Source organism: Streptomyces marinisediminis (assembly GCF_026262575.1).
In the GTDB taxonomy this organism is placed as follows: domain Bacteria; phylum Actinomycetota; class Actinomycetes; order Streptomycetales; family Streptomycetaceae; genus Streptomyces; species Streptomyces marinisediminis.
This window is the reverse complement of sequence record NZ_JAPKFL010000011.1, coordinates 130583-157093: the sequence shown is the minus strand read 5'-3', so window position 1 is coordinate 157093 and position 26511 is coordinate 130583. Positions and strand designations below refer to the sequence as shown.

Annotated in this window: 19 protein-coding genes, 1 pseudogene and 1 riboswitch; of the genes and pseudogenes, 14 read left to right on the top strand and 6 right to left on the bottom strand. The window is 75.2% G+C overall.

Annotated elements, in window-relative coordinates:
- The first annotated feature begins 164 nt into the window (after positions 1–164).
- The 3 genes from OSB71_RS11615 (at position 165) to OSB71_RS11605 (ending at position 4679) form a co-directional block, all read left to right on the top strand.
- The gene (locus OSB71_RS11615) at positions 165–2288 is read left to right on the top strand and encodes a DNA gyrase/topoisomerase IV subunit B (RefSeq protein WP_265947231.1); all 2124 of its coding nucleotides are present in this window, start codon (positions 165–167) and stop codon (positions 2286–2288) included.
- Positions 2289–2685: 397 nt separating this feature from the next.
- The gene (locus OSB71_RS11610) at positions 2686–3084 is read left to right on the top strand and encodes a DUF485 domain-containing protein (RefSeq protein WP_265947268.1); all 399 of its coding nucleotides are present in this window, start codon (positions 2686–2688) and stop codon (positions 3082–3084) included.
- Positions 3081–4679 (top strand): monocarboxylic acid transporter, encoded by a 1599-nt coding sequence (locus OSB71_RS11605; RefSeq protein WP_265947229.1) that lies wholly within the window; start codon positions 3081–3083, stop codon positions 4677–4679. The genes OSB71_RS11610 and OSB71_RS11605 overlap by 4 nt, the downstream gene beginning before the upstream one ends.
- 33 nt (positions 4680–4712) lie before the next feature.
- Here OSB71_RS11605 and OSB71_RS11600 read toward each other — a convergent pair whose 3' ends face one another.
- Positions 4713–5705, bottom strand: a complete 993-nt coding sequence (locus OSB71_RS11600) for a ferredoxin family protein (protein WP_265947227.1) — start codon at positions 5703–5705, stop codon at positions 4713–4715.
- A gap of 60 nt (positions 5706–5765) precedes the next feature.
- Here OSB71_RS11600 and OSB71_RS11595 point away from each other — a divergent pair, with 60 nt between their 5' ends.
- Positions 5766–6989, top strand: coding sequence for a CobW family GTP-binding protein (locus OSB71_RS11595; protein WP_265947226.1), 1224 nt, complete (start codon positions 5766–5768; stop codon positions 6987–6989).
- Positions 6990–7028: 39 nt separating this feature from the next.
- Here the strand turns inward: OSB71_RS11595 and OSB71_RS11590 are convergent, their stop codons facing one another.
- Positions 7029–9476, bottom strand: a complete 2448-nt coding sequence (locus OSB71_RS11590; RefSeq protein WP_265947225.1) for a DNA gyrase/topoisomerase IV subunit A — start codon at positions 9474–9476, stop codon at positions 7029–7031.
- Between the two features lie 361 nt (positions 9477–9837).
- On the opposite strand from OSB71_RS11590, the gene OSB71_RS11585 reads away from it, so the two are divergent.
- From OSB71_RS11585 to OSB71_RS24640, 4 genes and pseudogenes are all read left to right on the top strand, one after another.
- Positions 9838–11184, top strand: coding sequence for a M16 family metallopeptidase (locus OSB71_RS11585; RefSeq protein WP_265947223.1), 1347 nt, complete (start codon positions 9838–9840; stop codon positions 11182–11184).
- 20 nt (positions 11185–11204) lie between these two features.
- Positions 11205–12569 carry a M16 family metallopeptidase gene (locus tag OSB71_RS11580; RefSeq protein ID WP_416237244.1) on the top strand — a complete coding sequence of 455 codons (1365 nt, stop codon included), beginning with the start codon at positions 11205–11207 and terminating at the stop codon, positions 12567–12569.
- 599 nt (positions 12570–13168) lie between these two features.
- Positions 13169–13309, top strand: a riboswitch (cyclic di-AMP (ydaO/yuaA leader).
- A gap of 11 nt (positions 13310–13320) precedes the next feature.
- Positions 13321–14034 carry a M23 family metallopeptidase gene (locus OSB71_RS11575; protein ID WP_265947219.1) on the top strand — a complete coding sequence of 238 codons (714 nt, stop codon included), beginning with the start codon at positions 13321–13323 and terminating at the stop codon, positions 14032–14034.
- A 279-nt stretch (positions 14035–14313) separates the two neighbouring features.
- Positions 14314–14406: pseudogene (locus OSB71_RS24640) on the top strand (GntR family transcriptional regulator); the annotation flags it as partial.
- Between the two features lie 182 nt (positions 14407–14588).
- Here the strand turns inward: OSB71_RS24640 and OSB71_RS11570 are convergent.
- Positions 14589–14870 carry an HPr family phosphocarrier protein gene (locus OSB71_RS11570; RefSeq protein WP_265947217.1) on the bottom strand — a complete coding sequence of 94 codons (282 nt, stop codon included), beginning with the start codon at positions 14868–14870 and terminating at the stop codon, positions 14589–14591.
- A 185-nt stretch (positions 14871–15055) separates the two neighbouring features.
- Between OSB71_RS11570 and OSB71_RS11565 the strand changes: the two genes are divergently transcribed.
- The 4 genes from OSB71_RS11565 (at position 15056) to OSB71_RS11550 (ending at position 20548) form a co-directional block, all read left to right on the top strand.
- The gene (locus OSB71_RS11565) at positions 15056–17779 is read left to right on the top strand and encodes a bifunctional acetate--CoA ligase family protein/GNAT family N-acetyltransferase (protein ID WP_265947215.1); all 2724 of its coding nucleotides are present in this window, start codon (positions 15056–15058) and stop codon (positions 17777–17779) included.
- A 53-nt stretch (positions 17780–17832) separates the two neighbouring features.
- Positions 17833–18417: a DUF5998 family protein gene (locus OSB71_RS11560; RefSeq protein ID WP_265947213.1), complete on the top strand. Its 585-nt coding sequence runs from the start codon at positions 17833–17835 to the stop codon at positions 18415–18417.
- The gene (locus tag OSB71_RS11555; RefSeq protein ID WP_265947211.1) at positions 18417–19625 is read left to right on the top strand and encodes an alkaline phosphatase family protein; all 1209 of its coding nucleotides are present in this window, start codon (positions 18417–18419) and stop codon (positions 19623–19625) included. The genes OSB71_RS11560 and OSB71_RS11555 overlap by 1 nt, the downstream gene beginning before the upstream one ends.
- A gap of 206 nt (positions 19626–19831) precedes the next feature.
- Complete coding sequence (locus tag OSB71_RS11550; RefSeq protein ID WP_265947209.1) at positions 19832–20548, top strand: thymidine kinase; 717 nt, start codon at positions 19832–19834, stop codon at positions 20546–20548.
- Between the two features lie 88 nt (positions 20549–20636).
- Here the strand turns inward: OSB71_RS11550 and OSB71_RS11545 are convergent, their stop codons facing one another.
- The gene (locus OSB71_RS11545) at positions 20637–21449 is read right to left on the bottom strand and encodes a VOC family protein (RefSeq protein ID WP_265947207.1); all 813 of its coding nucleotides are present in this window, start codon (positions 21447–21449) and stop codon (positions 20637–20639) included.
- Between the two features lie 238 nt (positions 21450–21687).
- Here OSB71_RS11545 and OSB71_RS11540 point away from each other — a divergent pair, with 238 nt between their 5' ends.
- Positions 21688–22503 (top strand): sulfurtransferase, encoded by an 816-nt coding sequence (locus OSB71_RS11540; protein ID WP_265947205.1) that lies wholly within the window; start codon positions 21688–21690, stop codon positions 22501–22503.
- Positions 22504–22548: 45 nt separating this feature from the next.
- On the opposite strand, the gene sepH is transcribed toward OSB71_RS11540, so the two are convergent.
- Positions 22549–23592, bottom strand: coding sequence for a septation protein SepH (sepH, locus tag OSB71_RS11535; RefSeq protein ID WP_265947203.1), 1044 nt, complete (start codon positions 23590–23592; stop codon positions 22549–22551).
- 389 nt (positions 23593–23981) lie between these two features.
- On the opposite strand from sepH, the gene OSB71_RS11530 reads away from it, so the two are divergent.
- Positions 23982–25025, top strand: coding sequence for a hypothetical protein (locus OSB71_RS11530; RefSeq protein WP_265947201.1), 1044 nt, complete (start codon positions 23982–23984; stop codon positions 25023–25025).
- A 114-nt stretch (positions 25026–25139) separates the two neighbouring features.
- Here the strand turns inward: OSB71_RS11530 and OSB71_RS11525 are convergent, their stop codons facing one another.
- Positions 25140–26480, bottom strand: coding sequence for a D-arabinono-1,4-lactone oxidase (locus OSB71_RS11525; RefSeq protein WP_265947199.1), 1341 nt, complete (start codon positions 26478–26480; stop codon positions 25140–25142).
- Positions 26481–26511: the final 31 nt, after the last annotated feature.

The following is a 26511-nucleotide window of genomic DNA, read 5'->3' as shown; positions in this document are numbered from 1 at the left end:
GAACGTGATGTTCACGTCATCCCGAAGCGTTATCGAACGCACATGCGATCCTCCTCTAGCATAGGTTTACCCGTGGGTGGCGGCCCACCTGGGCACCTGTCCCTCGGTACCCTCTGACCGGCAGGCAAGCCACCCCCACCTGGATTCAGCGAGGAGCGAACCGCGTGACCGCCGAAACGTCTGTGCCGTCGTCCACAGCACTGCTGACCGGAGCGGACCGGGACGGTTCCAACTACACCGCGCGGCACCTCCTCGTCCTCGAGGGCCTGGAAGCGGTTCGCAAACGTCCCGGCATGTACATCGGCTCCACCGACAGCCGGGGCCTCATGCACTGCCTGTGGGAGATCATCGACAACTCCGTCGACGAGGCCCTGGGTGGCCACTGCGACCGGATCGACGTCGTGCTGCACGAGGACGGCTCCGTGGAGGTGCGCGACAACGGGCGCGGCATCCCCGTGGACGTCGAGCCCAAGACGGGGCTGTCCGGCGTCGAGGTCGTCATGACCAAGCTCCACGCGGGCGGCAAGTTCGGCGGTGGCTCGTACGCCGCCTCCGGTGGCCTGCACGGCGTCGGCGCCTCGGTGGTGAACGCCCTGTCCGCCCGGCTGGACGTCGAGGTGGACCGCGACGCGCACACCCACGCCGTCAGCTTCCGCCGCGGGGTGCCCGGGATCTTCACCGAGTCCGGCCCCGACGCCCCGTTCGACCCCTCGGCCGGGCTGCTGAAGGGCAGGAAGATCCCCAAGAACCGCACCGGCACCCGGGTGCGGTACTGGGCCGACCGCCAGATCTTCCTCAAGGACGCCCGGCTGTCCCTGGAGACGCTGCACGCCCGCGCCCGGCAGACCGCCTTCCTCGTCCCGGGGCTGACCATCACCGTGCGGGACGAACGCGGCCCGGCGGACGCGGGTCCGACCGAGGAGGTCTTCCGCTACGACGGCGGCATCAGCGAGTTCTGCGAGTACCTGGCGCCGGACCGGGCGCTGAGCGACGTCGTGCGCCTGCGCGGACAGGGCACCTTCAAGGAGACCGTGCCCGTCCTGGACGACCGGGGGCACATGATGCCCCAGGAGGTCACCCGGGAGCTGGGCGTGGACGTGGCGCTGCGCTGGGGCACCGGTTACGACAGCACGGTGCGCTCCTTCGTGAACATCATCGCCACGCCGAAGGGCGGCACGCACGTCGCCGGCTTCGAGCGGGCGGTCACCCGCACCGTCAACGAGGCGCTGCGCGCCAAGAAGCTGCTGCGCGTGGCCGAGGACGACGTGGTCAAGGACGACGCGCTGGAGGGCCTCACCGCCGTCGTCACCGTGCGGTTGGCCGAACCGCAGTTCGAGGGGCAGACCAAGGAGGTGCTCGGCACCTCGGCGGCGTCCCGCATCGTCGGCCAGGTCGTCGCCCGGGAGCTGAAGGAGTTCCTGACCTCCACCAAGCGCGACGCGCGGCAGCAGGCCACCGCCGTGCTGGAGAAGGCGGTCGCCGCCGCCCGCACCCGGATCGCCGCCCGCCAGCACAAGGAGGCGCAGCGGCGCAAGACGGCGCTGGAGTCGTCCGCGCTGCCCGCCAAGCTCGCCGACTGCCGCAGCGACGACGTCGAGCGCAGCGAGCTGTTCATCGTCGAGGGCGACTCGGCCCTGGGCACCGCCAAGCTCGCCCGCAACTCCGAGTTCCAGGCACTGCTGCCGATCCGCGGCAAGATTCTCAACGTCCAGAAGTCCTCCGTGTCGGACATGCTGAAGAACGCCGAGTGCGGGGCCATCATCCAGGTCATAGGAGCCGGGTCGGGGCGGACGTTCGACATCGACCAGGCGCGCTACGGGAAGGTCATCTTCCTCGCGGACGCCGACGTCGACGGCGCGCACATCCGCTGCCTGCTGCTGACCCTCTTCCAGCGCTACATGCGGCCGATGGTCGAGCAGGGCCGGGTCTTCTCGGCGGTGCCGCCGCTGCACCGCATCGAACTGACCCACCCGAAGAAGGGCCAGGAGAAGTACATCTACACGTACTCCGACAACGAACTGCGCCAGACGCTGCTGGAGCTGCAGAGCAGGAACGTCCGGTTCAAGGACGCCATCCAGCGCTACAAGGGTCTGGGCGAGATGGACGCCGACCAGCTCGCCGAGACGACGATGGACCCGCGCAGGCGCACCCTGCGCCGCATCAACATCGGTGACCTGGAGGCCGCCGAGAAGGCGTTCGACCTGCTCATGGGCAACGAGGTCGCGCCGCGCAAGGAGTTCATCACCACCTCGGCCGCCACCTTGGACCGCTCGCGCATCGACGTCTGAGGCCGCCCGGTCGGCGCAGCCCGGACCCGCCGCGGCCCCGGCTGCGCCGACCGGGTGACGGCTTCCCGGCCGCGTCACCTGAAATGGTGAAGGCCGCCCGGATGCGCGTCCCCCGCGGCCCCCGCCTCGCCATGCTGGGGCCCTCCGGCGGAACGAGGAGCGTGCGGTGAGCGAGCAGGACGGGTACGACGGCCGCGGCGGGCCGCGGTGCGAGAACCCCTGGTACGGCGCCGCCGCCTCCGGCGCGGGCGGGGGAGGAGCGGGAGCCGGGTCGGACACGGCCGAGCCGCTGCCCGAGCCCGTGCCCGTCGGCACGGCGTTCGCCGCAGCGTGGCCGGCCTCCGGGGGCACCTCCGCGCAGGGCGCCGTCCCCTGGCACGCGCAGCCGCTCCCGCCGCTGGCGCCCCGGCCCGCCGCCGACGCGCCCGCACCCCGGCGCGGGCCGGCCGTGCCCCTGCCACCGAACGCCCGGGCCGCGGTGTACTTCGCCGTCCACCGCAGCGCGGCGTTCCAGGAGGTGCGCCGACGGCACCGCGGGTTCGTCTTCCCCGTCGCCGCCGCCTTCCTCACCTGGTACCTGGCCTACCTCGGCACCGCGACGCTGCTGCCCGGCCTCATGGCCCGCCCGGTCGGCGGCGGGCCCGTCAACGTCGCCATGCTGGCCGGTCTCGGCCAGTTCCTCACCACCGCGCTGATCACCTGCGCCTACGCCTGGCACGCGCGGCTGCGCCGCGACCGCCTCGCGCTGGAGCTGCGCTGGGAGACGCAGCAGCGCACCCGGGAGGCGCTGCGGTGAGCTGGCACGACGACCGGTTGCCCGCGCTCGTCCTGTTCAGCCTCTTCGTCGCCGTCACCCTGGCCATCACCACCTGGGCGGGGCGGCGCCGGCAGGGGTCCCCGGAGGAGTTCTACGCGGGCGGGCGGCTGTTCTCACCGGTGGAGAACGGACTGGCCCTGTCCGGGGACTACATGTCGGCCGCCTCCTTCCTCGGCATCGCCGGCATGATCGCCCTGTACGGCTACGACGGCATGGTGTACGCCGTCGGCTTCCTGGTCGCCTGGCTGGTCGTGCTGCTGCTCGTCGCCGAGCTGGTGCGCAACTGCGGCCGCTACACGCTCGCCGACGTGCTCGCCTCCCGGCTGCGGGAGCGGCCGGTGCGGGTGGCGTCGGGCACGGCCTCGGTGGTGGTCTCGGTGCTGTACCTGGTCGCGCAGATGGTCGGTGCCGGGACGCTCGTCGCGCTGCTCCTGAGCGGGAGCGGCCCGGCCGTGCGCACCTGGACGGTGGTCGCCGTGGGGGCGCTCATGGTCGTCTACGTCGTCTGCGGGGGCATGCGGGCCACCACCTGGATCCAGATCGTCAAGGCCGTCCTCCTCATGGGCGGAGCGCTCACGCTGGCCGTCCTCGTCCTGCTGCGGTTCGGCGGCGACCCCACCGCCCTCCTGGCCGGGGCCGCCGAACGCAGCGGGCACGGCGACGCCTTCCTCGCCCCCGGCCTGCTGTTCGGGGAGAGCTGGCTCGCGCGGGCCGACTTCTTCAGCCTGGGCCTCGCGCTCGTGCTCGGCACGGCGGGCCTGCCGCACATCCTGGCCCGCTTCTACACCGTGCCCACCGCGCGAGCCGCCCGGCGGTCGGTGATCTGGGCGATCGGGCTCATCGGCAGCTTCTACCTGACGACGATCGTGCTGGGCTTCGGCGCGGCCGCCCTGCTCGGCTCGCCGACGGTGCGGGCCGACAACGCCGCGGGCAACACCGCCGTGCCGCTGCTGGCCCGCCTGCTGGGCGGCGGTCACGGCACGGCGGGCGGCACCGTGCTCTTCGCGGTGGTGGCCGCCGTCGCGTTCGCCACCATCCTCGCCGTGGTCGCGGGCATCACACTGGCCTCGTCCGCCGCCATCGCGCACGACCTGTACGGGTCGCTCCGGCACCGCGCCCGGCGGCGTCCGCGCGGCGAGGTGGCCGTGGCGCGGGCGGCGGCCGTGGGCATCGGCGCGCTGGCCATCGGGCTCGGGCTGCTCGCGCAGAACCTCAACGTCGCCTTCCTGGTCGGCCTCGCCTTCGCCGTCGCCGCGTCGGCCAACCTGCCCGTGCTGCTCTACACGCTGTTCTGGCGCCGGTTCACCACGCGCGGGGCGCTGTGGGCCCTCTACGGCGGCCTGGTACCCGCGCTGGCCCTGGTGGTGCTCTCCCCGGTGGTCTCCGGGAGCCCCGACGCGCTCTTCCCCGGCGCCGACTTCGCGCTCTTCCCGCTCCAGAACCCCGGGATCGTCTCGATCCCGCTGGGCTTCCTCTGCGGCTGGCTCGGCACCCTGACCGACGGCTCCCGCCCCGACCCCTACCAGCAGGCGGAGACCGAGGTCCGCGCGCTCACGGGTGCCGGGGCGGTGTAGCGCTCCGGCAAACCCGTGAGCGCGCGGACCTCGTCAGCCCGCCGGCGGGGCGCCGGCCGGGGAGCCGTCCGCCGCGGCGGCGCTCACCCGCACGGCGTACAGGCGCGGCTGCGGGACGGCTTCGGCGCCGCAGCTCGCGGGAGTGGCCGGCCCCGGAGCGGAGCGGACGGTGACGTGCCAGGCACGGGCGTCGCGGTGAGTGACGGTCACGGTCCAGGCGTCGGTCGCGTCGGTCGCGTCGTCCGCGTTGTCCGGGCCGCCTGCGTCGCCTGCGTCGCCTGCGTCCGCGGTGTGCGTCACCGTGAGCGCGTCGGCGTCCACCTCGCCCGTCGCCGCGCGGACGGCCAGCTCCGCCGCCTGCCCCGGCCGGTCCCAGGCCGAGCGCCCGCGGCAGTGCTCGACGACGACCCGCCCGCGGCGCACCGCCGCCAGCACGCCCTTCACCGTGGGCGCGTCGACCCGCCCGTAGGCGTAGCCGTAGGGCAGCACCAGCAGCGTGGGGGAGAAGCGGTGGCCGCCGATGTGGGTGATCTCCCAGGCGTTCGCCCCACCGGACGCGGCGAGTTCCGCCGCCAGCGGACGGCCGAGCAGCGCACAGCAGCGGTCGCGCCGCCCGTTGGTGCACACCAGCGTGAGCGGGTCGCCGCGGTAGGGCTCCCCGAGTCCGGTGTGGTCCCCGGCGCCCAGCGCGGCGAAGTCCAGCGCGGTGAGGGCGGCCGGGTCGTCGGTGCGCCAGGTGCGCACCCAGGAGCGGCCGGGCAGCGTGTGCGCGAGATAGACCCGGCGGCGTGCGGCGCCCCCGCGGTCCGCGTGCGGCCCCGGGCGGCGGATGAGCGCCACGCGCACCCCGGTGCCCTCGGCGGCCGCCGCCAGGGCGCGGCCGGTCCCGGCGTCGAGGTGGCTCTCGTGCAGCGCCTGCGCGCCCCACGGCCCCGGCTGCTCCAGCAGCAGCCAGGTGCGGGCGGTCGCGGCCGTGGCCGCGAGGGGTTCGGCCCTCTCCAGGGAGGCGATGGCGCACGTCGTCACACAGGTGAGCCTAACCTCCGTTACGATCGACTGCCGTTTTGGCGACAGGGAAGGCACCAGGTGGTCACGCAGCGCATTCCGGTCCTCGTCCTCGCGGGGTTCCTCGGTTCCGGCAAGACGACTCTGCTCAACCACCTCCTGCGCAACCGGCGCGGGGTGCGGATCGGCGCCGTCGTCAACGACTTCGGGTCCATCGAGATCGACGCGATGACGGTGGCCGGCCAGGTCGACTCGATGGTCTCGCTCGGCGACGGCTGCCTGTGCTGCGCGGTGGACACCGAGGACCTGGACGGCGTCCTGGAGAAGCTGGCCCGCCCCTCCCAGGGCATCGACCTGATCGTCATCGAGGCCAGCGGCCTGGCCGAGCCGCAGACGCTCATCCGCATGCTGCTGGCCAGCCGAGACCCCCGGATCACCTACGGCGGGCTGGTGGAGGTCGTGGACGCCGCGGAGTTCGACGCCGTGTGCCGCCGCCACCCGGAGCTGGAGCGGCACGTGCGGGCGGCGGACCTGGTGGTGCTGAACAAGGTGGACCGGGTCACCGACGACGCGCGCGCGGCGCTGCTCGCGCGGCTGACCGGGCTGGCCGGCGGCACCCCCGTGGTGAGCGCCGACCACGGCCGCGTCGACCCCGAGCTGCTGTTCGACCGCGACGCCGCCCGGGAGCGCGAGGAGACCGTGCGCCAGCTCTCCTTCGAGGACCTGTGCGCCGACGGCGACGAGCACGGCCACGACCACCCGCACACCGCCTACGACACGGTGGCCTTCACCGAGGACGCCCCGCTCAGCCCGCGCCGGCTGCTCGCCTTCCTCGACGAGCGCCCGGCCGGGCTGTACCGGCTGAAGGGGCACGTGCGCCTCAGCGGCGACGGCGGCGCGCAGTGCTGGACGGTGCACGCCGTGGGGGGCTTCCTGCGCTTCACGCCCGGTCCGTGGCCGCCGGGGGAGGCGCGGGCGACGCGGCTCGTCCTGATCGGCGCCGGGGTCGACGCCGACGCCCTGCGCGCCGGGCTGGCGGCCTGCGTCTCCGCGGACCCGGAGGCCGAACACCGCGACCCCAGCGGCATGTGGGGCGTCCTGCGCTACGTGGACGGCCCCGGCGCCGAACCCGACGAGCCGGACGAGCCGGACGAGCCGGAGGTGCCCTACGAGCCGGAGGCCGAGCCGAGCGGCCCGGGTGCCCAGCCCGAGCCCGAGCCCGACGAGCCGGGCCCCGCCCCGGAGCCGTACGCCCCCGGCGAGGCGCACGGTGTGCCCCGACACGCGGACGCCGCCCGGGAGTGACCCTGGGAGGCGTCCGCACAGCTCACCGCGGGTCGCCGCTCACAGCGGCCCGCCGACGACGTCCACGGGGCCGGGCAGCGGCACACCGGAGCCGTCCCGGCGCGGGTCCGGCTCCGGCAGCCGCGCCGGTGCGCCGGTGCGCGTGGCGGCGCGGGCGGGCGCGGGGCCGGCCCAGGCCAGGCTCAGGCAGTCCTCGCCCTTGAGGAACCGCTGGCAGCGGACGCCGCCGGTGGCGCGGCCCTTGCGCGGGTACTGGTCGAACGGGGTGAGCTTCGCGGTGCCGAGCGCGTCGGCCAGCGTGCCGCGCGAACCGGCGACGGTGAAGACGACGGCGTCGGCGGCCGGGTCCACCGCGGTGAAGGAGATGACCTTGGCCTCTCCCGCGAGCTTGATCCCCGTCATGCCGCCGGCGGCACGCCCCTGGGGCCGCACCTGGGCCGCCGGGTAGCGCAGGAGCTGGGCCTCGTCGGTGATGAAGACCAGGTCCTCCTCGCCGGTGCGCAGCTCCACGGCGCCCACCACCCGGTCGCCCTCCCTGAGCGTGACGACCTCCAGCTCGTCCTTGTGCGCCGGGTAGTCGGGCACCACCCGCTTGACCACGCCCTGCGCGGTGCCGAGCGCGAGGCCGGGGGAGGACTCGTCCAGGGTGGTCAGACACAGCAGGGACTCGTCGTCGGCCAGGGAGAGGAACTCCGCGACCTTCGCGCCGCCCGCGAGGTTGGGCGACGTGCCGGACTCGGGCAACTGCGGCAGGTCGATGACGGGCAGGCGCAGCAGCCGGCCGGCCGAGGTCACCGCGCCCACCTCGCCGCGGGCCGTCGCGGGGACGGCGGAGACGATCACGTCGTGCTTGACGCGCTTGGCGCGCGCGTCGAACGCGGTGTCCCCGCTCGCCGTGCGGGCCAGCAGGCCGGTGGAGGACAGCAGCACCCGGCACGGGTCGTCGGCGACCTGGAGCGGCACGGCGGTCACCGGGGCGGCCGCCGAGTCCAGCAGCACCGTCCGCCGGGGGGTGGCGAACTTCTTGGCCACCGAGGCCAGTTCGGCGGAGACGAGCTTGCGCAGCTCGGCGTCCGACTCCAGGATGCGGGTGAGCTCCTCGATCTCCTGGCCCAGCCGGTCCCGCTCGCTCTCCAACTCCAGCCGGTCGAACCGGGTGAGGCGGCGGAGCGGGGTGTCCAGGATGTACTGGGTCTGCACGTCCGAGAGACCGAAACGGGCGATCAACCCCTCCTTGGCCTCGGTGGCGTTGTCACTCGACCGGATGATGCTGATGACCTCGTCGATGTCCACCAGGGCCACCAGCAGGCCCTCGACCAAGTGCAGCCGGTCGCTGCGCTTGCGCCGCCGGTAGGCGCTGCGCCGGCGGACCACCTCGAACCGGTGGTCGACGTAGACCTCCAGCAGCTCCTTGAGCCCGAGCGTGAGCGGCTGGCCGTCCACCAGGGCCACGTTGTTGATGCCGAAGGACTCCTCCATCGGCGTCAGCTTGTAGAGCTGTTCCAGTACCGCCTCCGGGTGGAAGCCGTTCTTGATCTCGATGACCAGCCGCAGCCCGTGCTCGCGGTCGGTGAGGTCCTTGACGTCCGCGATGCCCTGCAGCCGCTTGGCGTTGACCAGGTCCTTGATCTTGGAGATCACCTTCTCCGGGCCCACCGTGAAGGGCAGTTCGGTCACCACCAGGCCCTTGCGGCGGGCGGTGACCTGCTCCACCTCCGCCGTCGCGCGGATGCGGAAGGTGCCGCGGCCCTTGGTGTAGGCGTCCTTGACGCCGTCCAGCCCCACGATCCGCCCGCCGGTGGGCAGGTCGGGGCCGGGCACCAGGCGCATCAGCGTCTCCAGGTCGGCGCCCGGGTGCTTGATGAGGTGCCGGGCGGCCGCGATGATCTCGCCCAGGTTGTGCGGGGGCATGTTCGTCGCCATGCCCACCGCGATCCCGGAGGCGCCGTTGACCAGCAGGTTCGGGTAGGCGGACGGGAGCGCCACCGGTTCCTGCTCGCTGCCGTCGTAGTTGGGCGCGAAGTCGACCGTCTCCTCGTCGATCGACTCGACCATGAGTCCGGCCGCCGCCGCGCTGCGGCACTCGGTGTACCGCATGGCCGCCGGCGGGTCGTCGTTGCCCAGCGAGCCGAAGTTGCCGTGCCCGTCCACCAGCGGCAGACGCATCGAGAACGGCTGCGCCATGCGCACCAGGGCGTCGTAGATGGCCGAGTCGCCGTGCGGGTGCAGCTTGCCCATCACCTCGCCCACCACGCGGGCACACTTGACGTAGCTGCGCTCGGGGCGCAGCCCCATCTCGTGCATCTGGTAGAGGATGCGCCGGTGCACCGGCTTCAGCCCGTCCCGCGCGTCGGGCAGGGCGCGCGAGTAGATCACCGAGTACGCGTACTCCAGGAAGGAGCCCTGCATCTCGTCGACGACGTCGATGTCGAGGATGCGCTCCTCGAAACCGTCCGGCGGCGGTGTCTTCGTGCTGCGGCGGGCCATCGCGGCTGCTGCTCCTTCGGTTGCTACGGTCGCGCGGCCGGGCGCCCGGCCGGGTAAACCGGGCGTGCCGAAGCGGACGTGCGGGGTCTGACGCCGACCATTGTGGACCTTGCCGCCGACATCCTCGGCCGCCACCCCGCCCGGGCGGCCGTCGTGGCGCGGCCCGGGCCGGCCGCCGGGCACCGCCGGGCGGCCACGGTGCGAGGACGGGAACCGCCGGGAACTTCGCGAAGGACCCCCGCGCTTGCATAGAGTGACAGGGCCGCACCGCCGGCCCGCCCGGCCCGCACGCGTCCACGGCTCGCGCCACCCCCAGAGCCGCAGCTCACACCCGCACGCCAACGGAAGGGACTTGTCGCCCATGGGCCCCACGGCCACGCCTCCGCCCGACACGGGAGCGCTGACAGCAACCGAACACCGGCTGGCCAACGGCCTGCGTGTCGTGCTCTCCGAAGACCACCTGACCCCCGTCGCCGCCGTCTGCCTGTGGTACGACGTGGGTTCACGCCACGAGGTCAAGGGCCGCACCGGCCTGGCCCACCTCTTCGAGCACCTGATGTTCCAGGGCTCGGCCCAGGTCCCCGGCAACGGCCACTTCGAACTCGTGCAGGCGGTGGGCGGTTCGCTCAACGGCACCACGAGCTTCGAGCGCACCAACTACTACGAGACGATGCCGGCCCACGAGTTGGAACTGGCCCTGTGGCTGGAAGCCGACCGCATGGGCTCGCTGCTGACCGCGCTGGACGAGGAGTCGCTGGAGAACCAGCGCGACGTGGTGAAGAACGAGCGCCGCCAGCGCTACGACAACGTGCCCTACGGGACGGCCTTCGAGCAGCTCTTCGCCATGGCCTACCCCGAGGGGCACCCCTACCACCACACCCCCATCGGCTCCATGGCGGACCTGGACGCGGCCTCGCTGGAGGACGCCCGGGAGTTCTTCCGCACCTACTACGCGCCCAACAACGCGGTGCTCTCCGTCGTCGGCGACATCGACGCGGAGCAGACCCTCGCCTGGGTGGAGAAGTACTTCGGCAGCATTCCGGCGCACGACGGCAAGCAGCCACCGCGGGACGGTTCGCTGCCCGAGGTGATCGGCGAGGAGCTGCGCCGCACGGTCGAGGAGGACGTGCCCTCGCGCGCCGTGATGATGGCCTACCGCCTCCCGCACGACGGCACGCGCGAGGCGGACGCCGCCGACCTGGCCCTCACGGCGCTGGGCGGAGGCGAGTCCTCGCGCCTGTACAACCGCCTCGTCCGCCGCGACCGCGTCGCCGTCACCGCCGGGTTCGGCATGCTGCGGCTGGCGGGGGCGCCGTCGCTGGGCTGGCTGGACGTGAAGGCCTCCGGGGACGCGTCGGTGGAGGCCATCGACAGCGCGCTCGACGACGAGCTGGCCCGGTTCGCGGCCGAGGGGCCCACCCCGGAGGAGATGGAGCGCGCCCAGGCCCAGCTCGAGCGCGAGTGGCTGGACCGGCTGGCGACGGTCGGCGGCCGCGCCGACGAACTGTGCCGGTACGCCGTCCTCTTCGGCGACCCCCAGCTCGCGCTGACCGCCGTCCAGCGGGTGCTGGACATCACACCGCAGGAGGTGCAGGCCGTCGCCGCGGCCCGGCTGCGGCCGGACAACCGCGCCGTCCTCGTCTACGAACCGACGCCGGGCGACCAGACCCCGCACGACGCCACGCCGCAGGAAGGGGCCGCCCAGTGAGCGACGCCACCACCCCCACCATGGAGTTCCACCCGCGCCCGGCGGGCGGGCAGGCCAAGCCGTGGAACTTCCCGGCGCCCGAGCGCGACGCGCTGGGCAACGGGCTGACCGTCCTGCACTGCCACCGCCCCGGCCAGCAGGTCGTGGCCGTCGAGGTGAACCTGCTCGCCCCGCTGGAGGCCGAGCCGGCCGGGCTGGACGGCGTCGCGACGGTCATGGCCCGCGCGCTGAGCGAGGGGACGGACCGGCACACGGCCGAGGAGTTCGCCGCCGAGCTGGAGCGCTGCGGCGCCACACTGGACGCCTTCGCCGACCACCCCGGCATCCGCGTCTCCCTGGAGGTGCCCGTCTCGCGGCTGACCAGCGCGCTCGCGCTGCTGGCCGACGCGCTGCGCGCCCCGGCCTTCCGGGAGGCCGAGGTCGAGCGGCTGGTGGCGAACCGGCTGGACGAGATCCCGCACGAGCTGGCCAACCCCGCCCGGCGCGCCGCCATCGCGCTGTCCGGCGAGCTGTTCCCGGCCTCCTCGCGCATGTCCCGGCCACGGCAGGGCACGCAGGAGACGGTCCGGCGGATCGACGCGGCCGCCGTGCGCGCCTTCTACGAGGCCCACGTGCGTCCGGCCTCGACCACGGCCGTCGTCGTGGGCGACCTCGCCGGCGTCGACCTGCGGGCCGCGCTGGAGGAGACGCTCGGGGCGTGGACGGGCTCGCCCGGCCGGGCGTTCCCGCCGACTCCGGTCACGGCCGACGACACCGGGCGCGTCGTCATCGTCGACCGGCCGGGAGCGGTGCAGACCCAGCTCCTGGTCAGCCGCGCCGGGGCCGACCGGCACGACCCGGTGTGGCCGGCCCAGGTCCTCGGCGTCTACTGCCTGGGCGGCACGCTCACCTCGCGCCTGGACCGCGTGCTGCGCGAGGAGAAGGGCTACACGTACGGCGTCCGCGCCTACGGGCAGGTGCTGCGCTCCACCCCGGAGGGCACCGGCACGTCCATGCTGGGCATCAGCGGCTCGGTGGCCACCGACGTCACCGGGCCCGCGCTGGCCGATCTGTGGCAGGTGCTGCGCACGCTGGCCGCCGAGGGGCTGACCGACGACGAGCGCGACACGGCCGTGCAGAACCTCGTGGGCGTGGCCCCGCTGCGCTACGAGACGGCCGCCGCGGTCGCCTCGACGCTGGCCGACCAGGTCGAGCAGTTCCTGCCGGACGACTACCAGGCCCGGCTCTACCAGCGGCTCGCCCAGACGGGCACGGTGGAGGCCACGGCGGCGGTCGTCAGCGCCTTCCCCGTGGACCGGCTGGTCACGGTCCTCGTCGGCGACGCGGCGCGGATCGAGGAACCGGTGCGGGCCCTGGGCGTCGGCCCGGTGACCGTGCTCCGCTAGCACGCCGCCGGCACCGGCCGTACGGCCCCCGGGTTCGTACGGCCGGTGCCCGTTCGCACACGCTCCGTCGCGGCCCTCCTCCGGCTCCCATGCCGGGGGAGGGCCGCCGTGCGGGATACCGCCGGATTCCGCCCTTCCCGCGCCCCGGGTTGCCGGTCGCCGCTTTCCTTTCCGTGTGACGGCCGCCACCACGCACGGAATTCCCGGTGACCGCCGCCACAGGAAGCCGGGACACGGCGGTGACGGCCGCCACAGAATGCCGGAGCGCGGCGGTGACCGCCGCCACAAAATGCGGGTGCCGACGCCCTTTCGCGGCGGCCGAAAGGCAGTGGCCGCGGTCACATTTCGCGGGTTTCGACGGCCGGTAAAGAGGGTGTCCACACCCCGTCGGGTGGGTGCGCGAAGGCCGCGCCGGCGCCCCCTTGCGCGCTTCTGACCTGCGCGGACGCGGGTCTTTCCAGGTTCGTATTCCCGTTTCCACCCCTCGGCTCCGAGGTGTGGCGTGGCCGACAAAAACCCCGTTTTTCTTGGCTTCGGCGAGATGTCCCGTTTAGCGTCGTTATCGCTGCTCGTCAGAAGTGACCGCACCCGTGGCCGACGTGCAGTAATCGCCGAGTCCCCGCACAGGGGAGCCGGGGACCCACTCAGTCCCTTGGGGTGAATCGGGCCCGTGTGGCCCGTAGGAGACCTTCCTGCTCCGAACCCGTCAGCTAACCCGGTAGGCGAGAAGGAAGGAAAGGAGTACGCCTCCATGGCGCTCAACCGCTTCACCGGCACGACCCGTCCCGCCCGCGCCGCCCGCATGGGCACCGCCGCCGCAGCCGTGGCCGTCGGCCTGGCCGGCACCTTCGCCGCGCCGGCCGCCGCCGCCGAGTTCAAGAACGGCTTCAGCGAGGCCGTCGCGCTCGGTCCCTCCCTCGCCGACCACGTGCGGGCGCAGGCCGAGGCGCAGCACGCCGCCGCGGACGCGCAGGCCGACAAGGCCAAGAAGCAGGCCGAGGAGAAGGCCGAGGCCGAGCGCGGTTCGGACCGCGCCGACCGCTCCGCCGCCCGCGCCGCCTTCGTCGCGCCGGTCAAGGGCGGCGACGTGACCACCCCGTACAAGAGCGGTGGCGCGATGTGGTCCTCCGGCAAGCACAGCGGCATCGACTTCGCCGCGGCCACCGGTACGCCGGTCAACTCCATCGGCGAGGGCACCGTCGTCACCGCCGGCTGGGGCGGCGCCTACGGCAACAACATCGTCGTCGAGCACGAGGACGGCACCTACACCCAGTACGGCCACCTGTCCAAGATCGGCGTCGGCGTCGGTGAGGAGGTCGGCAAGGGCGAGGAGATCGGCAAGGTCGGCTCGACCGGCAACTCCACCGGCCCGCACCTGCACTTCGAGGCGCGCAGCACCGCGGCGTACGGCTCGGACATGGACCCGGTCTCCTACCTGCGCGACAAGGGCGTCCCGCTCTCCTGACCCGGTCCCCGCGCGCCTGACGCGCACCCGCGACGGACCCCCGGCACCCGCCGGGGGTCCGTCGCCGTCTTCCCGCCGCTTTCCCCAGCGGCTGCCGGAACGCGCGCCGCGGTGGAATACACGGTGCGCGGCAGCGGCAGCGGCAGCGGCATCGCGAAGCGTCGGGGACGACGCCGGAGGCCGGGCACGCGCGTTTTGCGCACAGACGGTGTGCACAGGGGTTCGTGACGGCGTCGTCGCCGGAGCCCGCCGCCGGGCGCCCGGTCCACCGGGGACGCCCTGGCGCGGCGCTACGGGCTCTCGCGGGTACCGGTGCGCGAGGCGCTGCGAACCCTGGAGCCGGAGGGGTTCGTCACCACCCGGCGGCACGCCGGGGCCGGCGTCGTCCGGCCCACCGGGCACGAGGCGGCCGACCTGCTGGGCCTCCGGGCGGAACAGGCGAGAAAGTGGCGGGCATCCCCCGTGGATGCCCGCCCCCCCCGCCGCACGGCCGCGGTCCGCGCTCGGCCGGAACGCGGCGGCGCGCCGCCAGCGGCCGAGAGGGCGCCGCGCGCTCAGACCGTCTCGGGCAGCTCGTCCAGGCCCTCGCCGACCAGCTTCGCCAGCCGGTCCAGCGCGGCGTCCGCGCCCTCGGCGTCGGAGGCGAGGACGACCTCGTCGCCGCCCTCGGCGCCCAGGCCCAGCACGGCCAGCATCGAGGCGGCGTTGACCGGCGCGGCCTCGCCCTTCGCGATGGTGACGGGGATGCCCGCGGCGGTCACGGACCGGACGAAGATCGAGGCGGGACGGGCGTGCAGCCCCTCGGCCCAGCCGATGTTGACGCGGCGCTCAGCCATGGTGTTGCCCTTCGGTGGTGAAACCTGTCTAGACCATTTTGACACGCGGGTCCGACGGCACCGGCAGCCCCACCGCCGCACCCGCCCCGGGCGCCGGCGAGCCGGAACGCCGCCGGGCGCGGCGCAGGAACACCGGGTGTCCGCGAGCCGGAACGCCGCCGGGCGCGGCGCCGTACGCTGGGCGTATGCAGACGCCCACCGAGCGCGCCTACCCGACCCACTGGGAAGCCGACGTGGTCCTGCGCGACGGCGGCACGGCCCGCGTCCGGCCGATCACCGCCGAGGACGCGGACCGCCTGGTGAGCTTCTACGAACAGGTCTCCGACGAGTCGAAGTACTACCGCTTCTTCGCGCCCTACCCGCGCCTGTCCGACCGGGACGTGCGGCGCTTCACCCACCACGACTACGTGGACCGCGTCGGGCTGGCCGCCATCGTGGGCGACGAGTTCATCGCCACCGTCCGCTACGACCGCATCGACGAGCTCGGCCGCCCCGCCTCCGCCCCCGCCGACCGGGCCGAGGTGGCCTTCCTCGTCCAGGACGCCCACCAGGGCCGCGGCGTCGCCTCCGCCCTGCTGGAGCACATCGCCGCCTGCGCCCGCGAGCGCGGCGTGCGGCGCTTCACCGCCGAGGTGCTGCCCGCCAACACCAAGATGGCCAAGGTCTTCACCGACGCCGGGTACTCCCAGCGGCGCAGCTTCGAGGACGGCTCCGTCCACCTCACCCTGGACCTGGAGCCCACCGAGCGGTCCCTGGCCGTCATGCGCGGGCGCGAACAGCGTGCGGAGGCCCGCTCGGTGCAGCGGCTGCTCGCCCCCGGCTCGGTCGCCGTCATCGGGGTCAGCCGCGCCCCCGGCGGCGCCGGGCGGGCCGTGCTCGACTCGCTGACCGGCGCCGGCTACACCGGGCGCGTCTACGCCGTCAACCAGCGCGTCCCGGAGGGGACGGACCGGCTGCCGGGCCTGCCCGACGTGCCCGCGCACCGCACGGTGCGGGAGATCCCGGAGCCGGTGGACCTGGCGGTGCTGGCCGTGCCCGCCACCGAGGTGGACGCCGTGGTCGCCGCCTGCGGGGAGCACGGCGTGCAGGGCCTGGTCGTGCTCTCCGCCGACTTCGACCGCGCCGCACAGCGCGCGCTCGTCCGCGCCGCGCGCTCCTACGGCATGCGCATCGTCGGGCCGAACGCGTTCGGCGTCATCAACACCGCCCCCGACGTCCGGCTCAACGCCACCCTGGCCAGCCAGACCCCCGAGCGCGGCCGCGTCGGCCTGTTCACCCAGTCCGGCGCCATCGGCATCGCGCTCCTGGCCGGGCTGCACCGCCGGGGCAGCGGGCTGTCCTCCTTCGTCTCCGCGGGCAACCGCGCCGACGTCTCCGGCAACGACGTCCTGCAGTTCTGGGACGACGACCCCGACACCGACGTCGTCCTCATGTACCTGGAGTCCATCGGCAACCCGCGCAAGTTCACCCGGCTGGTGCGGCGCACGGCGCCGCGCAAGCCGGTCGTCGTGGTGCGCGGCGCGCGGCACAGCGGCGGCGCACCGCCGCCCGGCCACGCCGCGCCCGCGATGCGCGCCTCCGACGCCACCGTCACCGACCTGCTGCGCCAGGCCGGGGTGCTGCTGGTGGACACCTACACCGAGCTCGTCGACACCGGGCTGCAGCTCGCCTTCCAGCCGCTGCCCGCGGGCCCGCGCATCGCCACCCTGGGCAACGCCGAGTCGCTGTGCCTGCTCACCTACGACGCCTGCCTCGCCCAGCGGCTCGCCCCGCGCGACCCGGTCGACCTCACCGCGACCGCCGCGCCGGCCGACTTCCACCGCGCCCTGACGGCCGCGCTCGACGACCCCGCCACGGACGCCGTCGTCGTCACCGCCATCCCGTGGGTCGAGGACCACGGCGCCGCCGAGCTGGCCGACGCGCTGCACCGGGCGTCCGCCGGGTCCGGCAAGCCCGTCGCCGTCGCCCACGCCGCCATCGAGGGGCTGGACGCCGCGCTCAGCGCCCGCCACATCCCCGCCTACCCGGCGCCCGAGCGCGCGGTGCGCGCGCTCGCCCAGGCCGTGCGCTACGCCCAGTGGCGGCGCGAGGCCGCCGAGCCCGGCCGCGTGCCCGAGGACGACGTGGACGAGGCCGGGGCCGCCGCCGCGGTGGCCCGCGCGCTGTACGGCACGGGAGCCCCGCCGCAGCCGGCCGGGGCCACCGTCACCGCCCGTCCGCACAGCCTGGCCCTCACCCCGGCCGACGCCGCGGCCCTGCTCGCCCGCTACGGCATCGAGGTGCTGACCGCGCGCCCCGCCCCCGACCCGGGCACCGCCGTGCGGGCCGCCGCCGAACTGGGCTACCCGGTGGCGCTGAAGACCACCGCGCCACACCTGCGCCACCGCGCCGACCTCGGCGGTGTGCGGCTCGACATCGTCTCCGAGCAGCAACTGCGCCGGGTGTACGCGGAGCTCACCGAGGCCCTCGGCCGCCCCGAGGAGCTGCGGCCCGTGGTGCAGGCCATGGTGCCGCGCGGCGTGGACACCGTCGTGCGAGCCACCGTCGACCCCTCCATCGGCACCGTGCTGGCCTTCGGCCTGGCCGGGCCGCCGTCCGAACTGCTCGGCGACGTCGCCCACCGCCTGGTGCCCGTCACCGACCGCGACGCCGCGCAGCTCGTGCGCGCCATCCGCAGCGCCCCCATGCTCTTCGGCTGGCGCGGCGCGCGGCCGGTGGACACCGCCGCGCTGGAGGAGCTGCTGCTGAAGGTCTCCCGGCTGGTGGACGACCACCCCGAGATCGTCTCCGTCGAGCTGGAGCCGGTGGTCGTCGCGCCGCGCGGACTGGCCGTGCTGAGCGCCGCCGTGCGCCTCGCACCGCCCCCCGCGACCACGGACCTCGGCCCGCGCCGGCTCTCCGCCTGGTGACGCCCCGGCGCAGGCCGCCAAGGCGCCGGCACTCGGGCCTTAGGATGGGCCGCATGGCGAAGACCGGAACGACGACGCAGGGGCTGCGGGCGGCGATCGAACGCAGCGGCTACTACCCCGCACTGGTGGCCGAGGCCGTGGAGGCCGCGGTGGGCGGCGAGCCGGTCGCGTCGTTCCTCGTGCACCAGGAGACGACGTTCGACGCCAACGAGGTGCGGCGCCACGTCACCGTGCTGGTGCTGACCGCGACGCGCTTCATCGTCAGCCACACCGACGAGCAGGCGGCCGACAGCAGCTCCCCGGTGCCCTACGCCACCACCTCCACCGAGTCCGTCCGCCTGGAGCGCATCTCCTCGGTGGTCCTCAGCCGCGTGGTGGCCAACCCCGAGTCCTACAAGCCGGGCACGCTGCCCCGCGAGGTGGTGCTCACCATCGGGTGGGGCGCCGTCAGCCGCATCGACCTCGAACCCGCCGCCTGCGGCGACCCCAACTGCGAGGCCGACCACGGCTACACCGGCTCCACCACCGCCGACGACCTGTCGCTGCGGGTCAGCGAGGCCGGGGACGGGCCCGACACCGTGCGCCAGGCGCTGAAGTTCGCGCAGAGCTTGTCCGAGGCGACGGTGGCCGCCCGCTGATGGTCCAGCCCGCCCCCGCCGACGCCGCCTGGCCCGAACCCGCGCCGCTGGACCCGCGCACCGCGCCCGTCCCCGCCTACGGCACCGCCTCCCTGGCCGACCTGCTGCCCGCCGTGGCCGCCGGGCTCGGGGTGCCGGTCCACGACACCCGCCTGGAGCTCCCCCCGGCCGACCGGGCCTGCGTCTTCCTCGTCGACGGACTCGGCTGGGACGTGCTGCGCGCCCACCCCGAGCACGCGCCCTTCCTCACCTCGCTGCTGCCCGGCTCCGCCGGGGGCAGCGGGCGGCCCCTGACCTCCGGCTTCCCCTCCACCACGGCCACCTCGCTGGCGTCCGTCGGCACCGGCCGCACCCCCGGCGCACACGGGCTGCCCGGGTACGCCGTGCTCGACCCGGACAGCGACGCGCTGATGAACCAGCTCCGCTGGCAGCCCTGGACAAACCCCCACCTCTGGCAGCCGTACCCGACCGTCTTCCAGCTCGCCCACGCGGCCGGGGTGGCGACCAGCCAGGTGTCCGCCCCGCACTTCGCGCACACGCCGCTCACCGAGATCGCGCTGTCCGGCGGCACGTTCCTGGGCCGCCTGTCCGGCGAGGACCGCATGGACCTCGCCGCCGAGCGCCTGGCCGCCGCCGACCGCGCGCTGGTCTACACGTACTACGCGGACCTGGACGGCAACGGCCACCGCTACGGCGTCGACTCCGACGCCTGGCGCTTCCAGCTCGCCCACGTCGACCGGCTCGCGCAGCGGCTCGCCGAGCAGCTCCCGCCGCGCAGCGTGCTCTACGTCACCGCCGACCACGGCATGGTGGACGTGCCGCCGACCCCCGAGGCCCGCTTCGACTTCGACGAGGACTGGGAGCTGGGTGCGGGCGTGCGCCTGCTGGGTGGCGAGGGCCGGGCCCGGCACCTGTACGCCGTCCCCGGGGCCGCCGCCGACGTGCACGCCGTCTGGCGCGAGGTGCTGGCCGACCAGGCGTGGGTGGCCACCCGGGACGAGGCCATCGCGCTGGGCTGGTTCGGCCCGCCCGGCGCGGGCGTGGACGACCGGGTCTACCGGCGCATCGGGGACGTGGTGGTGGCGATGAACGGCACCGCCGCCGTCGTGGCCACCCGCACGGAGCCCAAGGAGTCCGCGCTGGTGGGCATGCACGGCTCCGTCACGGCCGCCGAGCAGCTCGTCCCGCTGCTGGAAGTGCGGAGCTGACGGCCGCCGCGCCCCGCGCGGCCGAGCACCGGCGAGCCGCCACCCCCGCGGCCTGCGCCGACGGGGACGACGCCCGCGGTGGCCGCCCGGCGCCCTTCCGCCCGGCGCCCCCACGTGACGCCTCCGACGCGCCCGACACGTCCGAAGGCTTCGCCGCCTTTGACGCCCCCCGACGCCCCCCGACGACGAAAGGGCAGCCCCGCCCCATGCCTGAACTGGTCTTCTTCAGCGGCACGATGGACTGCGGGAAGTCGACCTTGGCGCTGCAGATCCAGCACAACCGGAGCGCCAGGGGACTGATCGGCATGACCTTCACCCGCGACGACCGGGCGGGCGAGGGCCGCCTGTCCTCCCGCCTCGGCCTGGTGGCCGACGCCGTGGAGGCCGGGGACGGCTTCGACTTCCACGCCCATCTCGTGCGCCACCTGACCGCGGGCGGCCGTGCCGACTACGTCATCGCCGACGAGGCGCAGTTCCTCACCCCCGCCCAGATCGACCAGCTCGCCCGCGTCGTGGACGACCTGGGCATCGACGTCTACGCCTTCGGCATCACGACGGACTTCCGCACCCGCCTGTTCCCGGGGTCGCAGCGCCTCATCGAACTGGCGGACCGGGTGGAGGTGCTCCAGGTCGAGGCGCTGTGCTGGTGCGGCGCCCGCGCCACCCACAACGCCCGCACGGTCGGCGGGCGGATGGTGGTGGAGGGCGCGCAGGTCGTCGTCGGCGACGTCGCCGCGCGGGACGGGGCCGGGACGGACGGCGACACCGGAGCGCCGGGCGGCCCGGCGGGCGATGTCGGCTACGAGGTGCTGTGCCGGCGCCACCACCGGCGCCGGCTGACCGCCGCCGCGGCGCGGGCCGCGGCCCTCTCCCCGGACGTGCTGCCCGTCGCGGCGCCCGCCCTGCCCGCACCGCGCCGGTGAGGCGCGGTGCGGGCAGGGCGGCAGGCGGGCGGCGCGACGGCGCGCGGGCCGCGGGGCTGGGCGCCGGCGGGCTCCGGCCCGCGCGGCCTCAGCGCACGCCCCGGGTGACGGCGTCCTCCGGGTCGCGCAGGGTGATGACGGCGCAGTGGGCGCCCTCCGGGTCGGTGATCTGGGCCAGCCGCCCGTAGGGCGAGTCGAGCGGGCCGCGCACCACGTGGCCGCCCAGCTCCCGCACCGCGTCGGCCGTCGCGTCGGCGTCGGCCACGGCGAAGTACGTCGTCCAGTGCGGGCCCCGGTCGGCGGGCAGCGAGCGGCCCAGCCCCCGGATGCCGCCGATGGCCCGGTCCGCCACGCTGAGCGTCAGGTAGTCCCGGTCGGCCGGGCCCGGCGGGGTGAGCGCCTCCGTCGAGTAGGCGAACACCCGGGAGTAGAAGGCGCTGACCTCCGCGCCCTCGCGGGTGACGAGTTCGTTCCACACCGGGGTGCCCACGCTGCCGTCCGCCGGGGCGCCGGCGTGCTCGCCCGCCTGCCAGATGCCGAACGTGGCGCCGCTGGGGTCCGCGGCGATCGCCATGCGGCCGTCCCGCCCCGAGTCCAGCGGACCGACACCGACGGTGCCGCCGCAGTCGCGCACCAGGGCGCAGGTGGCGTCGGCGTCGTCGGTGGCCAGGTAGGGCAGCCACGTCACCGGCAGCTCGCGGCCCTCGGGCATCTCCCCGAGCCCGGCGACCTGCCGGTCCCCGAAGCGGGCCCACACCGAGGGCCCGTACGTGGCCGGGCCCTCCTCGAACTCCCAGCCGAACAGCTCGCTGTAGAACTTCTCACTGGCGGCCAGGTCGTGCACCATCAGGCTCACCCAGCAGGGCGTGCCCGGGGTGAACCGAGCGGCTCCCTCGGTCATCGGCGTCGTCTCCTTGGACCATCGTCGGGCCGTCGTCGTCGCGGCCGTGCGGGTGCGCGGCGTCCGGGGACGGGCGCCGGGCGCACCTACGGGGGCGGGCCGACAGGCCGCGTTGTGTGTGTACGGACGCGTGCGGTGTGTAGTCATCGTCGCACTCCGCACGGACAACGGGTACCCGGCCCCGGCGGGAAAATCGCGGTGCGGCCCCCATTCTCGCGCGGTGCGCGAGAATGCGCCCATGACACCCCTCATCACCGCGAAGGAACTCGCCGCCGCGCTGACCGACCCGGAACCGCCCGTCCTCCTCGACGTGCGCTACGAGGTGGGCGGCCCGCCCGGTCGTCCCGCCTACGCGGCCGGGCACCTGCCCGGTGCCGTCTACGTCGACCTCGACGCCGAGCTGGCCGGGCCGCCCGGCGCCGGTGGCCGTCATCCGCTGCCCGACCCCGCGCGGTTCGGGGCCGCCATGCGGCGCGCCGGGGTCCGCGCCGACCGCCCGGTCGTCGTCTACGACGGCGGCCAGGGCTGGGCCGCCGCCCGCGCCTGGTGGCTCCTGCGGCACACCGGACACTCCTCGGTGCGCGTGCTGGACGGCGGCCTCGCCGCGTGGGACGGGCCGCTGACGGCGGAGGTACCGGCTCCGGCGCCGGGGGACTTCGTGCCCGAGCCGGGGGCGACGCGCGTGCTCGACGCCGACGGGGCCGCCGCGCTCGCCGGGCGCGGCGTGCTGCTCGACGCGCGGACCGCCGAGCGCTACCGGGGTGAGGTGGAACCGATCGATCCGGTCGCCGGGCACATCCCCGGCGCCGTCAGCGCGCCCACCGGCGAGAACCTCACCGCCGACGGCACCTTCCGCTCCCCGCGCGAACTGGCCGAGCGGTTCGCCGCGCTGGGCGTCGGACCCGGGACGGAGGTGGGCGTCTACTGCGGCTCCGGGGTGTCGGCGGCGCAGCAGGTGCTCGCGCTCGCCCTGGCGGGCGTCGACGCGGCGCTGTACGTCGGCTCCTGGTCGCAGTGGTGCGCCGACCCCTCCCGCCCGGTCGCCACGGGCTGAGGCCGCCCGTTCGCGGGGCCCGGCGCCGGGCCCCGCGCGTGCGGGCTACTCCTTCTTGCGGCGGGTGCCGAAGACGATCTCGTCCCAGCTCGGCACGGCAGCGCGGCGCCCGGGACGCACGCCGTCGGCCTCCGCCTGACGGTCCGTCGTGCCGGTCAGCCGGTCGCGGTGGCCGCCCACCGACCGGGGCATGAGCACGTCCGCGTAGGCCGCTCCGGCGCTCGCCGCGGGGGCGGGCGGCTCCAACGGTTCGCGGGCGTCGGCCGGGTCCGCCTCGTCGGAGGAGACCGGCTCGGCCTCCGGCAGCGCCTGTTCGGGCACGACCATGTCGCCCCGGAAGCTGGGCACGGCTTCCAGCAGGCTGGTCAGCGAGTCCCGTTCCTCCCGCTCGGGCCGCGCCGGGGCGGGGCCCGAGTCGTCCGAGCCGCGCTCGCGCGGCAGCCGGGCGATCCGGGGGATGAAGGGCAGGCTCGGCTCCGGGGTGTCGTCGCTCTCCCCGAGCAGGCTCCGCGCCTCGTCGTCGAGCGCCTGGACCAGCCGCCGCGGCGGGTCGTACGTCCAGCTCGCGGAGTGCAGTTCGCCGGCGACGCGGTAGACGAGCAGCACCTCCCAGGTGCCGTCGTCCCGGCGCCAGGAGTCCCAGCGCACGGTGTCCTTCTCGGCGGAGCGCACGAGCAGCCGCTCGGCCACCGCCTCGCCCAGCGGCGGGCCGGTGTTCTCGCCGGGGCGGCGCACCGGCGTCTTCCTGGCCCGCTCGGCCATGAAGGCGCGCTCGGCGAGGACGGGGCCCTCGAAGCGGCGGACCCGCTCCACCGGGATGCCCGCGAGCTGGGCGACCTCCTCCGCGGTCGCACCGGCTCGTATCCGGGCCTGGATGTCGCGCGGGCGGAGGTGGTTCTCGACCTCGATCTCGATCTGGCCGAGGCGGGCGCGGTCGTTGCGGACGGCGGCGCGCAGCCGCTCGTCGATCGGCAGGGTGTACTCCGTGCTGTCGGCAGCCTTGAGCACCAGCCGTGTGCCGTCGTTGCTGACGGCCACGACACGCAGTTCGGGCATGGGAACCTCCCGGGTGGTGCCTGCCGACGTCACGTGCGTCGCTGCCCCCGCTGGACGAGTGTGGCCCGCCCGGGGTGCAGCCTGCCACAACCTTTGCCGACTTGCCCGGCGTGTCGGGCCCGCCCACCGGTCGGCCGCTGTGGCACGGTGACCGGTTGGCCACCCAGAGTGACAGATCCGTTCACGCTCCGCCACACCGGCCGGGCAGGTCGGGGCCAGGATTCGACACTACTCCATTAGAGCCAAGCGGGGAGGACCGGCGCGCCGCCGACCTTCCGCGGGTGCAAGGGAGTTGACGAAATCCACGGAAAAGTCCGTGATGTTCCCCCGGCGGGCGAGGGTGGCGGTGTTCACAGAAGCCGCGGAAGCGGAACTAACGGCACCGGTCAGGCGGTCCCACCGGTGTGCGCAGTGGAAAAGACGTGCGATCCGTGAAGTCCGCGACGGAGACGCGCCGGACGCCGGACACCGGTCGGCCGGGAGCAGCGGAGGAGCCCGCGGAGCGGGAGCCCGCGCGGGAGCGGGCCATCGACCTGACGGTGCCGCAGGTGGTGAGCAGTGCCCTGGCCGCGGTGATCGCCGCGGTCGTCGCCGGGCGGCTCGGCGTCTACGGCACCTTCGTCGGCGCCGGCGTGGTCAGCCTCGTCGCGACCACCGGTGGGCCGGTGTTCCAGCACCTGTTCCGGCGGACCGGCCAGCAGGTGCGGACGGTGGCCGTGCGGCCGTGGACGGGCGCCGCGCGGCAGCCCGCGCCGCCGGCCGACGACGGCACGCGGCCGCTGCCGCACGGCGGGGAGGCGCCCGCGGCGGAGCCCGGTGGCGGGAGCGACCCCGCGCGGGCGCCGCGGCCCGTGGCTCCCCGCCGGCGGCGGGCCACGCGTCGGGCGCTGCTGCCCGCGGCACTCGTCTTCGCCGTCGCCGTCGGAGGGCTGACGGCGTACGAGCTGGTCACCGGCGGCAGCGTGTCGGAGGGCACGGGCGCGGGCACCTCGGTCGGCCAGGTCTTCGGCTCCGGTGCCCCCGGCGGGACCGGGAGCACCGGGGAGACTGAAGCGCCGGGTGGCCGACCGGACGGGGAACGCGGCGCGGAGCCCGGTGCACGTCCGGACAATCCGCGGGAGTCGCCGGGCGGCGGTGCCGACCCGGAGGCGCCCGGGGCGGAGCCCGGAGCGGACGGCGCCGATTCACCCGAAGCGGGGAACGACGACGGCAGCGGGCAGGACACCCCCGCGGGGGAATCCCCCCACCCCGGCGCGTCCGCCCCCGCGCCCGAGCCCGGCGGCGGCACGGGCCCCGGCGCGGACGGCTCCCCGGGGCCCGACGGGGGCGACGGCGGCGCGGGGACCGGTGGTGACGGTGGCACCGGGCCGCCCGGGGAGGGGGACGGCGCGCCGCCGGAGGGCGGGCCCGTCCCGGGACAACCGGCCGCGCGGGGCGGGGAGCCGGGCGGGGCCGCGCACCCGTAGCCCGCCCGGCGCCGGAACCGCCTGCCCGGCGCGGACCGCGGCCCCGCCCCGGCCGGTGCGGCGCCCGGCCGGCGCGACGCGGGCGCCGGGCCCGGTGCGGCCCGGCCCGGTGCGTCAGGCCCCGAGCACGCGGCGCAGGTAGTCGTTGCCGAACAGCCGGTCGGGGTCCAGCCGGTCCCGCAGCGCGGTGAACTCCGCGAACCGGGGGTAGACGCCCGCCAGGTAGCCCGCGTCGCGGCGGTGCAGCTTGCCCCAGTGCGGCCGCCCGCCGTGCGCGGTCATGATGCGCTCGGCGGCGGCGAAGTAGGCGGCGTGCGGCGTGCCCCGGTAGACGTGCATCGCCAGGTAGGCCGTGTCCCGGCCACAGGCGGTGGAGAGCGGGATGTCGTCGGCGGGCGCGGTGCGCACCTCCACGGGGAAGCCGATGCGCAGCGGCGACCGCTCCACCATCGCCCTCAGCTCCCGCAGGGCCGGCATCGCCGCCTCGACGGGCAGCGCGTACTCCATCTCCACGAACCGCACCCGCCGCGGGCTGGTGAACACCTTGTACGGGATGTCGGTGTAGGAGCGGGCGGACAGCGCCCGGCTCGCGGCCCGCGCGAGGTGCGGGACGGTCGCGGGCACCGCCTTGCCGAGCGAGCAGGCGGCCTGGAAGACGCCGTTGGACAGCAGCTCGTCGTCGACCCAGCCGCGCACCCGGGGCAGCGGCCGCGCCGGGCCCTGGACGCGGTTGTTGCGCTTGGTGTTGCAGTTGCCGGTGTGCGGGAACCAGTAGAACTCGAAGTGCTCGTTCCGGGCGGCCAGCGCGTCGAACTCGGCGACGACGCGGTCGAAGGGCATCGGTTCCTCGCGGGCGTGCAGCAGGAACAGCGGCTCCACCCGGAAGGTCAGCTCGGTGATGACGCCCAGGGCGCCCAGGCCGATCCGGGCGGCGGCGAAGACGTCGGCGTTCTCGGTGGGCGAGCAGCGCAGCACCGTCCCGTCGGCGAGCACCATCTCCAGCCCGGCTATCTCGGCCGCCAGCGACGCGGAGTCCCGGCCGGTGCCGTGCGTTCCGGTGCTGACGGCGCCCGAGACCGTCTGCTCCATGATGTCGCCCATGTTGCTCAGCGACAGGCCCGCTCCGGCCAGCACCTCGTTGAGCTGCCGCAGCCGGGTGCCGGCGGCCACCGTCACCGTCCCGGCCGCGCGGTCGATCGTGCGCACGCCGCTGAGCCGCTCCGGGCGGACCAGCAGGCCGCCGGTGGCCGCGACCGCCGTGAAGGAGTGCCCGGAGCCGACCGCCTTGACCGTGAGGCCGTCCTCCGCGGCGCGCCGCACGTGCGCGGCGAGCGCCTCCGTCGTGGACGGCGTGACGGTGCGCTGGGGGCGGGCGACGGCACAGCCGGCCCAGTTCCGCCAGGTGTCCCGCCGGCCCCGGGACCCGGTGCTGCCGAGCGACGCGCTCACTGTCATCCTCCCTGCCGCGGCGGTGGTGCGGATCATA